The organism is Brevundimonas sp. (assembly GCF_016463295.1).
In the GTDB taxonomy this organism is placed as follows: domain Bacteria; phylum Pseudomonadota; class Alphaproteobacteria; order Caulobacterales; family Caulobacteraceae; genus Brevundimonas.
Window position 1 is genome coordinate 1 of record NZ_JAEMRO010000075.1, and the last position, 10,472, is coordinate 10,472.

The following is a 10,472-nucleotide window of genomic DNA, read 5'->3' on the forward strand; positions in this document are numbered from 1 at the left end:
CGGCGTCGCAGTCGCGGATATTGGCCAGGAACTGGTTGCCCAGACCCTCGCCCTTGGACGCGCCGCGCACCAGGCCGGCGATGTCGACGAAGGTGATGCGCGAGGGGATGATTTCTTTAGACCCCGCGATCTCGGCGAGGACATCCAGGCGCGGCTCGGGCACGGCGACGTCGCCGGTGTTCGGCTCGATCGTGCAGAACGGATAGTTGGCGGCCTGGGCCGCCGCCGTCTTCGTCAGGGCGTTGAACAGGGTGGACTTGCCGACGTTGGGCAGGCCGACGATCGCGACTTTCAGGGCCATGACGTTCCGATGGTTTGCAATGAGCGCGAGCCTTTAGACGGTTCGATGCCGTTTGTCAGGCTCGCGCGTGATTGCGACGTCAGTGGCCGGTGTGGCCTCCGGCGGGCGCGGGCTGACCGACCGCGGCGCGAACGCCGAGCGGAGCCGCCTTCTCGAACGTCAGCGTCAGCGAGACGGTGTCGCCCGCCGCCAGCGGGCTCTTCACCTGCATCAGCATGATGTGGTTGCCGCCAGGCTTCAGACTGACCGCCTCGCCAGCGGGCAGGGGAAGGCCATCCGGCAGCTCGGCCATCTGCATGATGCCGCCCTCGGTCTTCATCTCGTGGATCTCGGCCGTCCCCGCCGATGGCGAGGCGACGGAGATGAGCCGGTCGCCCTGGCTGGCGGTCAGGGTGACGTAGCAGCCCGTGACGTCGCGGCCGTTGGGCGTCGGGCGGCAAACGGCCTCGGTGGCCTCGACTACGGCCAGGGTCACGTTTTCGGGCTGGGCCGAACAGGCGGCCAGGGTGGCCGAGGCGGCGGCGAGGATCAGAATGTATTTCATGGTGAGGGGTCCTTTCAGGACGCGACCGGACGGGGCCGCACCAACCGCGTGAGGATGCGATCAATGGCCAGTGCAGCCAGAAGGCTGAGCCCGGTGAGTGGATAGAAAATACTGAGGGGAATGACGATGCCCAGCACTGCGGCACGGGCCCGCAGGCCGGTGGGGGCGGGCGGGGCACCCAAGGACAGGCCGCGCTTGGCCGGACGACGCTTCCACCACATGATCAGGCCGCTGATCGCTAGCACCCAGACGGCGATACAGCCCAGCAGCATGACGATGCGATTGATCTGGCCATACTGGGTGCCCTGATGGGTGAAGATGCCCCATTCGAAGGCCTTGGCCCCCCAGCCGTACTGTTCATAGCGGATGTCGGCCCGAAGCGCGCCGGTCGTGCCGTCGACATAGAGGGTGCGGCTGTCCTGGACCCGTTCGTTCTGGCGCGCCACGGCATAGGCCCGGTCGGCCGAGGCCGGGATGGAGACGGTATAGGGCCGCGGCAACTGCATCGCCTCGGCTCGGTCGATCACCAGCGACAGACGCGGCGGGGCCATCTGGTGATCGGTGGTGACGCCGGAATGCTCCAGCGCCCAGCCCGCGCCCTTGGGCTTGTCGTCATGTTCGGCATGGGCCCAGGACGAGGCGGCGGACGGGGCCTTGGGCCGCCCCAGGCCCGCCTCGTTCATCGCCTTCAGCACCTGCCCGCCCCAGACGGACGACCAGGGCATGCCGGTCACCGCCAGGAACAGGATGATCCCGCCCGCATAAAGACCCGTCAGGGCGTGCAGGTCGCGCCAGAAGGGGCGGCGCTTCGGATCGGTGGCCTTCAGGGTGGTCACGGCGACGTTCCGCTTGCGCGGCCACCACAGGAACAGACCTGTGGCGAACAGGATGATGGCCCAGCCCGCGACGATCTCGACCACCAGGTTCATGATCGGCCCGAACTGTTCCAGGCTGTGGATCCGCTTGATGATCTCGGTCAGACCGACATAGGCCGTCACGCCCTTCAGCTCGGCACTGTAAGGATCGACGAAGGCGATGCGGCGGCTGTCGTCGGGCAGGCGCACGACCATCTGCACAGCGCGATCGGGTCTGTCCGGCACCAGCACATTGGTCACCTCGCCACCTGTGCCGACGCGGGCGGCGGCGACCCAGCGGTCCGGAGATGCGGGTTTCGCCTGCGCCTCCACCGCCGCCATCGGCCGATAGACGGCATCGTCGATCTCGGCCTTGAACAGATAAAGCCCCCCGGTCAGGGCCATCAGCATCAGGAACGGCAGGACCAGAAAACCGGCATAGAAATGCCAGCGCCAGACGGCGCGGTAACTGCCGGACAGGGCGGTGTTCGCAGGCTCAGAATGCATAACGAACCCCCAGATAGGCCGAGCGCCCCTCGCCCGGCACAAAGACCGCGCTGGCGACGCGGCTGGCATCGGTCACGGCATTGACCGTCGAGATGTAGTTTTCGTCCGTCAGATTGCGCGCGTCCAGGAACAGCGACACGCCATTGTCGAAGCTCCAGCCCGCATTCAGCGACAGGATGGCATAGTCGGGCGCGGTCAGCGGCGTCCCGTCCGCGGCGCTGCGGGTATTGGCATAGTCGATCAGCACGTCGGTCGGGGACCATTCCACGCTGGGGGCGACGAACCATCCGGCGGGATGGGCGTATTTCAGCTCGGCGCGGAATAGATGTTCCGGCACCACCGGCAGGCGGTTGTCGCCATAGACTGGGTCATTCTCGAAGAAGAAGTCGGACCAGGCATAGGTCTGGCGCAGGGTCAGACGACCGTCGGCGCTGTCAATGATCCGCCAGTCCAGCCCCGCCTCGACCCCCTGGTGCACGGTGTCGCCCGCATTGAAGGTGGCGGCGGGAATGTTGAGAGCCGGATCGACGATATAGTTCAGAAGTTCGCCCTCGATCTGGGCGCGATAGGCCGAGATGTCGAAGGTGAAGGGTCCGCGACGGCCCCGTGTGCCGATCTCGGCGGTCCAGGCGTCCTGGATATCCACCGGTACGAACTGCGGCACGCTGCCCTGGACCAGGGCTCCATAGCTGGGAGCCTCCACCGATCGGGTCAGGTTCGCATAGACCTGGGTGCCCGTCTCGTCTTCCCACAGCAGGCCGATGCGCGGCGCGAACCAGTCAAAGGTAGTCTCGGCACTGTTGCTGGCGACCAGATTGTTCGTGTAGTCCCGCTCCGCCCGGCCATAGCTGCCGCCCGCGACGAGGGCCAGTTGATCGGTCACGAACAGACGACCCTCGGCAAAGACGTCGATGCCTATCGCGTCCTGAACCGCGTCACCAATTTTGGCACCGGGGCGAGCGCCGCCTGCCGCGACGAATGTGAAGGCGTCGGTCGTGCCGCCGCGATAGCTGATCCCCGCATAGGCATCGGCCCGCATCCCGCCGAGCCGACCGTTCCAGTCCAGACGGCCATAGCCGCCCCATTGCAGGCTGTTCTGGTCGATGACGATGGAGATGGGATGGTACAGATCCTTGTCCACCACATAGAGGGCGCCTTCGAACGACAGGCTGTCGTCGACGCGCCAGCGGCCCAGGACGGTGGTCCGCAAGGATTTCACGTCACGCGCAAAGCCCAGGGTCGTGTTGTTCGCCGGCACGGCGGTCGGATCGTTCAGGGCCTGCTGGCGGGTGACGGCGGACGACACCGACTGGTCCAGATCATTGCCCTGAACGATCAGGCGCAGTTCGCGCCCCTCGCCGAACGAACGACCCAGGTTGAGCGTCAGCCGTTTCGAGTCCGAGCTCTGATTGTCCCGGAACCCGTCCGAACTGGCCACGGTGGCGGCTGCGTACAGGTCCCAGTCGCCCCAGTCGCGAGCCAAGGCGACATGGCCACGAAGGGTGTCGAAGCTGCCGCCTTCGACCCGGATCAGATTTTGGCTGGCGGCCGTGCGTCCCGTCGGCGTCACCACATTGATCGCACCACCCAGGGCAGCACCGCCGAACCGCAGGGCGTTGCCGCCCTTGAACACGTCGATGTGGCGGGCGATCAGGGGATCGATCTCCTGAAACTCGCCAAAGCCGTCTGGTGCATTGAACGGCACGCCGTCCTGGGCCAGCAGGACGCCGCGCAGGTGCGCCCCATTGCCGATGCCCGAGCCGCGGATCGACAGCCGCACCTCCTCGCCCCAGCGGCGCTGGGCGAAGACGCCAGGCACGCTGCGCAGGGTGTCGGCAAAGGTCAGGGCATAACGGTCCTGATAGGTCTCCGACGAGACGACAGCGACCGCACCCGGGGTGCGGGACAAGAGGGCGCGAGCCTCGGCCACGACGGCGGGGTCCTCCGGATTGCGACGGCCGGTGACGATCACGCTGTCCAGCGTGGTGACGGGATCCTCGGTCGGGGGTGCGAGGGGTTCGGCCAGCGCGATGGACGGGGTAGCAGCGAAGGCGGCGAGCAGCAGCGCGCAGGGCGCAGCGGTGGTCTTGAGAGACATGTGTAAGTCCTGAATACAGAGAAATACCGCGCGGCCGGGTGGCGGCGCGGGGTCTGACGCGGCCTTGGGGCTAGCGCGTCAGCGGGTCTGGTTCAGGCGGTGGGTGGGGCGGTCGAAGGCGGTCGCGGCGGTGCGCGCGCCGGGGGCGGCGGGCTGGCCGAGGCCGGCGCATAGACGACGGTCGTGACGAGCCGCAGCGGAGCCGAGGGCTCCGGGATCGGCGGCTCGGGCAGGACCGCCGGCAGGGGCATGACGCAGGCGGCGCATTTGGCCGGATGGGTCTTGCCGCCGGGGCCGTCCATGTCGCCGCCGACCTGGATGGTCATGGGCCCTTCGGCCGAGCAGATGACGATGGGCTGGCCCGGCGTCGCCGCCGCCATGGCCCCGAACGGCAACAGGGTGCCGAGCGTGATCGCAAAGACCGCGGCCAGGAAGGCCAGCGATCGGGCGATCGACCAGGTTTCGACGCGGGAACGGCTCACGGACGGGGCTTTAGCGGGGCCGTGGCGATTTGAAAACCGTGGCGAAGGGCCGCTGTCATGTTCGGTGGGGTCGACAGTCCGCCGACCGCATGAAACGGTCGCTCAACGAGGGAGGTTCGCATGATCCGTTGGGTTCTCATGACAGGCACGGCGCTGAGCCTGTTGGCGATGCCGGCAATGGCCCAGCAGGCGCAGGACGGATCGCAGGGGCCGAACCGTGTGTCCCTGACCATCTATAACCAGAATGTCGCCCTGGTGGAGGATGTGCGGGAGCTGACGCTGCCCGCAGGGCGTAGCCGCCGCGAGTTCCCGGGTGTGTCGGCCAGCATCCGGCCCGAAACGGTCGGTCTGTCTGGGCGTGGCCTGTCGGTGGTGGAACAGAACTTCGACTATGACCTGCTGACGCCCGACAAGCTGATGCAGGCGGCCGTCGGCGACGAGATCGGCATCGTGCGGACAAACCCGGGTAGCGGGGCCCAGGAGACGCAGCGGGCCAGAGTCCTGGCTGCCAATCAGGGCGTCGTGCTTGAGGTTGACGGCCGTATCGAGGTGCTGCGCGACGATGGCGTGCCGACCCGGGTCATCTTCGACGAAGTTCCCGCCAACCTGCGGCCGCGACCGACGCTGAGCGTCACCCTCGATGCCGAGGGGGCAGGACAGCGCGATGTGACCCTGACCTATCTGACCACGGGTCTGCAGTGGAAAGCGGACTATGTGGCCCGGTTCGACGAACGCGCCGGGCGACTGGACCTGACCGGCTGGATCACCCTGACCAATCAGTCGGGTGTCACCTTCGCCAATGCCGATACGCGCGTCGTGGCGGGTGACGTGAGCCTGCTCAATGATGGCGGCAACAACGCCTATGGCCGCGGCTATCCCCAGCCGGTGCGACCGGGAACGCGGGGGAATGGGACGGAGCAGGGCGGGGCGCAGGGTTTGGCTGACGTCTATATCTATCCGCTGCCCGAGCCGGTCACCGTGGCCAACAACCAGACCAAACAGGTCGGCCTGATCGATGTGGCTAATGTACCGGCATCGAAGCGATATCTGTATGAAGCCGACAGCTTCACCACCGAGACGGAGGCTCGCGCGGCGGACGTCGCGGTGATCTTCTCCAACAGCCGCACCTCTGGCGTGGGCACCCAACTGCCGGCGGGCGTCGCCCGCGTCTATGTCAATGACGAGGCCGGCGAGCCGCGCTTCATCGGCGAGGATCGCGTGGCCCACACGCCCGCCGGGTCCGACATCGTCATCACCACGGGCCAGGCATTCGACGTCACCGTGCAGCCGCGCGTGGTCTCCAGCGAGGCGGCGCCCAAGCCCGCCTATTACCGGTGGCGGACGCGGTTTGAGATGGAATACACGGTCCGCAACGCCCGCTCGGAGGCCGTCGTCGTCGAGGTCCGCCAGCATGGTCTGGGCCGCGACACCCAACTGCAGGGCCAGTCCATCGAGGGTGTGGTGCAGGATGCCGACACCATCGTCTGGCGCGTGCCCGTGCAGGCAAATGGCGAGACGGTCCTGACCGCCACCGTCGTCACGGGCGGCTGATCGTCGTGCGGCTCCTGCTGATGGCTGTCGCCCTGGCGTCGGCCTGGGCGGCGCTGCCCGGACCGGTCCGGGCCCAGGTCGAGGTCGTCTCGCCAGGCGCGGAGCGGACCGCGGTGGTGATCTATCGCGATCGTCCCGTTGATACCTCTCGCTTGCTGGAACGATCGTCCGAGGGCGACCCCAACCTGGCCCGAGAGGGTCTGGCCCTGATCGTCGAAACACGCACAATCGATCTTCCGGCGGGCGAGGCGGTGATCCGGTTGCGCGGCGTGGCCACCGGTATCGTGCCCCAGACCGCGACGCTGGACGGCCTGCCCGCGCAGGTGATCGAGCGCAACACCGATTTCGACCTGCTCAGCCCCGGCTCTCTGCTGCAGCGGTCGGTCGGCGAAGTGGTGCGCGTGGTGCGCACCAATCCGGCCACCGGCGAACAGGAGGAGAAGGCCGCCATCGTCCGCTCGGGCCCGAACGGCACAGTGCTGGAGATCGACGGCCGGCTGGAGACGCTGAGCTGCTCCGGCCTGACCGAGCGCATCCTGTTCGACCGCGTGCCCGAGGGACTCAGCGACCAGCCGGTGCTGTCGATCCGCACCCGGGCCGAGACGTCGGGACGGTACACGGTGACCCTGGCCTATCTGGCGACGGGACTGCAGTGGTCGGCGGACTATGTCGCGCGGCTGAACCCGGACGGAGAGTCCTTGTCGCTGAGGGGATGGATCACCCTGGCCAACTTTGGCGGCACCGGCTTTGACGACGCACCGGTGCAGGTCGTGGCCGGCACTCTGAACCGCGACGAGGACACCGTGCCGGTGGAGCCGGCGGTCGTCGCCCGCGCGCCAGGATGCTGGCCATTGGACACGACGACACAAGGCATCGGGGAGCCGAATGACATTCTTGTCACGGGCAGCAGATCAAGGGTCGTCGAGTATCTCGCCAACGCGCCAGTCCTATCGAACTCGGACGTCGAGGAAGTCGTCGTGACGGGCAGCCGGATCGTCCGACTCGGCGAACTGGGCGACTACAAGATCTACACCTTGCCCGAACCGACCGACGTCAATGCGCGGCAGACCAAACAGGTGCAGTTTCTCGAGCAAGCCGAAGTCCGCTTCACCCGGACCTATGCGGTCGACGTCTTTGAAGACAATGATGATGAGCCGGAACAGCCCGTGCTGATGCTGCGTCTCCGCAACGAAGCGGCGACCGGGCTCGGCCTGCCACTACCGGGCGGCGGCGTCAGTCTGTTTGAGGCCCAGACCAGCCAGACCCTCTTCACGGGCCAGGCGAAGTTCGAGGACAAGGGCGTCGGTTTGCCTGTCGAACTGTATTTTGGCGAGGCGATGGATCTGACCGTCGAGCAGGAAACCGGCGAAGCGGTGCGGTCCGGGGGCCTCAAGCGCGTCCCCGTGGCCGTCACCATCCGCAACGACAAGCCTCAGCAGATCGAGATCGAGGTCAGGCCGGGTGAGGCGGCCTATCGTGGCTTTCGCATTGTCCGCTCCAGCGCTCGCCATCTCATCACCGAAGGCGGCTTTCCGGCGTGGCGTCTGCGTATACCGGCGGGCGGCAGGACCACCCTGACCTACACCATCGAGTACGAAGATTAGCTTTCGCCGCGAGCGGCCTTTTCCGCCGCCTGGCGTGGGCTGAATTTGGGGGCGGGGGCCAGGCGCATGACCTCGCCCTGATAGCGTTCGTCCTCGCCCACAACGGCGAATGGCAGGGCATCGGCGACGGCCGTCAGCATGGGATCGAGCCAGGCCATTTCGGCCTTGTGAAAGTCGCCCAGCACGTGCGGCATGACCAGATGACTTTCGCCTGGATGGCCCACCCCCATCCGCCCACGCCGGAAGTCGGCCCCCAGGTGGCTGATCAGAGAGCGGATGCCGTTTTGACCTGCCGCCCCGCCGCCGGTCTTCATGCGGAAACGGCCGGGGGCCAGGTCGATCTCGTCGTGGAAGACGATCACTTCGGACGGCTTGATCTTGTAGAACCGCGCCGCCTCGCCGACGGCCCGCCCGCTCTCGTTCATGAAGGTCTGGGGCTTCATCAGCAGCACCTTGGTGCCATCGATCTCGCCGTCACGCACCACCGACTGGAACTTGGCCCGCTCGGGTCCGAAGCGCCAGCGGCGTGCGATCTCGTCCACGGCCATGAAGCCGATGTTGTGGCGGTTCTTCTCGTATTTCGGACCGGGGTTGCCCAGGCCGGCGATGATGATCATGGCGCGCTCCGGATAAGGAAACGGCCCACTCCGTCACCGGAATGGGCCGTTGCCGCAACTGTCGTCTCGAAGGGTTCAGTCTTCGGTCTTGTCTTCGGGGTTCTCTTCGTCGCCTTGCTCGGTGGCGGGCACGTCGCCGGCCTCGATGGCGGCGGCTTCGGCCTCGGCCTGTTCCTCGGCGATGGCTTCCTCGATTTCGTCGGCGGCCTTGGCGGCCGAAGAGGTCTTGATGGAGGCGATCACGAAGTCGCGGTCGGTGATAGTCGGCTCGACGTCACCGGTGTTCTTCAGGTCGGACCAGCGGATGGTGTCACCCAGCTTGTGACCGGCCAGGTCGACGATCAGGTCTTCGGGGATGTGGTCGGCGCGGACCTTCACTTCGACGGCGTGACGGACGATTTCCAGCGAGCCGCCCTGACGGAAGGCACCGCACTGGTCTTCGTTGATGAAGTGGACGGGCACTTCGATCGTGATCGTCTGCTTCTCGTCGACGCGCATCAGGTCGAAGTGCAGGGGACGGTCGGTGACCGGGTCAAACTGGACCTCGCGGGCGATAACCGACTGGGTCTCCTTGCCGTACTTCAGCTTGACCAGATGGCCCAGCAGCTTGCCGGTGTAGAGCGACTTGCGGAAGTCGCGCTCGTTCACCGAGATGGCGACGGGGGCCTTGTCGCCACCGTACAGCACGCCGGGGACCAGGCCGGCGCGACGCGCGGCGCGGGCGCCACCGGTGCCGACGCCTTCACGGACGTCTACGTTCAGAATGATGTCGGCCATGGCCTCGCCTCAACAACGAAAAGCGGCGCGTGGCTGTTTCTCGGCCGCGCGCCGGGGTCGGTAGACCCTGAATTCAAGAGCGCGGGTCATTACACGCAAGCGTCCGGAGACGCAACAGTGCCGGCGAGGACTTTCCGCCACCTGACCCGCAGGGCTTACCGGCCGCTGTTCAGCGCCGCTGTGGCCGAGGTGGAAGCGGCTGCGGCTTCCGCCGCGATCGGGGTCTGGACAGGGCCGGCAGCCGTGTCCGCCACGCTGCTGGCGGGCACGGTGATGCCGACGGGGTTCAGGGTCTGGGCCGTGCAGGTGGCCAGATCGCGGGCGACGTGGCGACCGACGCAGAAGATGTCCTCATAGCTGGGGCGCGAGGCGGCCAGGCACTGGAACAGCATCAGCTTGGACATGTTCAGGCAGAACTCGCTGTTCTGCTCGACCGTCAGGGCCTCGGTGCTGGCGCGGGCGTCCTCGCCGCCAGCCCCCAGAGCCGCCAGTGCGGCCAGGGCCAGCGAACGGACGACGGCGGGCGTATAGGGCGGGCCGGAGCGGGTCGGGCTGACCGACAGACCTGAGCCGGAGTTGGCCGCCGCGAACAGGCGCGCGGATTCTTCGGCGGATGGCAGCATCTGCACGGCGGACAGAGCCTTGGCCCCTTCCAGGCGGACTTCGCGGTTCTGGATGTGGACCGTGGCCCAGCGGCGGCGCGGGTCGGAGCGGCCCTGGATCGTATAGGCGTCCTCTTCCACCGCATTGGCGATCACCATCATGGCAGCGGAATCGCGCCCGATGGTGTCGACGATCAGGCCTGCGGCCGCATCGGCACCGGGCAGGGTGGCGGCATAGGCCGGGTCGGACAGGATGCTGTTGATGACGGTCTGGCGCGTCGTCGGATCGGCGGCATAGGTGCGGACGCCCTGCACGAACTCCGGCGACTGCAGCGCCAGGATCGAGCCATAGGCGATCATGCCGCGCGACAGCTGGGCCGGCTCATAGGACGCGCCCTTGCGGATGGCGGCCTGGATGGATTCGGCGTCCTGGAAGCCTGCCTGGATCGAGCCGACGTCGCGCATGAAGGTGACATAGATGGAGGCGGCCTGGGCCACCCCCTCGTTCAGGCTGACGGCGGGCACGGGCGGGGGG

At 67.2% G+C, this 10,472-nt stretch carries 10 protein-coding genes; 2 read left to right on the forward strand and 8 right to left on the reverse strand.

What is annotated here, in order from left to right:
• The 5 genes from JHC81_RS12045 to JHC81_RS12065 form a co-directional block, all read right to left on the reverse strand.
• Positions 1-301: GTPase (locus JHC81_RS12045; protein WP_292175026.1), on the reverse strand; the 301-nt coding region annotated here is incomplete at its 3' end.
• 79 nt (positions 302-380) lie between these two features.
• On the reverse strand, positions 381-845 hold the full coding sequence (locus JHC81_RS12050) for a copper chaperone PCu(A)C (RefSeq protein WP_292175028.1): 465 nt from the start codon (positions 843-845) through the stop codon (positions 381-383).
• 14 nt (positions 846-859) lie between these two features.
• Positions 860-2,206, reverse strand: a complete 1,347-nt coding sequence (locus JHC81_RS12055) for a PepSY domain-containing protein (RefSeq protein ID WP_292175030.1) — start codon at positions 2,204-2,206, stop codon at positions 860-862.
• Positions 2,196-4,304 (reverse strand): TonB-dependent receptor, encoded by a 2,109-nt coding sequence (locus JHC81_RS12060; RefSeq protein ID WP_292175032.1) that lies wholly within the window; start codon positions 4,302-4,304, stop codon positions 2,196-2,198. Before JHC81_RS12060 ends, JHC81_RS12055 begins: the two co-directional genes overlap by 11 nt.
• A gap of 92 nt (positions 4,305-4,396) precedes the next feature.
• The gene (locus JHC81_RS12065; RefSeq protein ID WP_292175034.1) at positions 4,397-4,786 is read right to left on the reverse strand and encodes a DUF2946 family protein; all 390 of its coding nucleotides are present in this window, start codon (positions 4,784-4,786) and stop codon (positions 4,397-4,399) included.
• Between the two features lie 120 nt (positions 4,787-4,906).
• On the opposite strand from JHC81_RS12065, the gene JHC81_RS12070 reads away from it, so the two are divergent.
• Both JHC81_RS12070 and JHC81_RS12075 read left to right on the forward strand, forming a co-directional pair.
• Complete coding sequence (locus JHC81_RS12070; protein ID WP_292175035.1) at positions 4,907-6,337, forward strand: DUF4139 domain-containing protein; 1,431 nt, start codon at positions 4,907-4,909, stop codon at positions 6,335-6,337.
• Positions 6,338-6,357: 20 nt separating this feature from the next.
• Positions 6,358-7,941 carry a hypothetical protein gene (locus JHC81_RS12075; RefSeq protein ID WP_292175036.1) on the forward strand — a complete coding sequence of 528 codons (1,584 nt, stop codon included), beginning with the start codon at positions 6,358-6,360 and terminating at the stop codon, positions 7,939-7,941.
• Here JHC81_RS12075 and pth read toward each other — a convergent pair.
• The 3 genes from pth to JHC81_RS12090 form a co-directional block, all read right to left on the reverse strand.
• Entirely contained in the window at positions 7,938-8,558 is a 621-nt protein-coding gene (gene pth, locus JHC81_RS12080) for an aminoacyl-tRNA hydrolase (protein WP_292175038.1), read from the reverse strand. The genes JHC81_RS12075 and pth overlap by 4 nt on opposite strands.
• A gap of 75 nt (positions 8,559-8,633) precedes the next feature.
• On the reverse strand, positions 8,634-9,335 hold the full coding sequence (locus JHC81_RS12085) for a 50S ribosomal protein L25/general stress protein Ctc (RefSeq protein ID WP_292175039.1): 702 nt from the start codon (positions 9,333-9,335) through the stop codon (positions 8,634-8,636).
• Between the two features lie 155 nt (positions 9,336-9,490).
• The coding region (locus JHC81_RS12090; protein ID WP_292175041.1) for a hypothetical protein at positions 9,491-10,472 on the reverse strand (982 nt) is incomplete at its 5' end.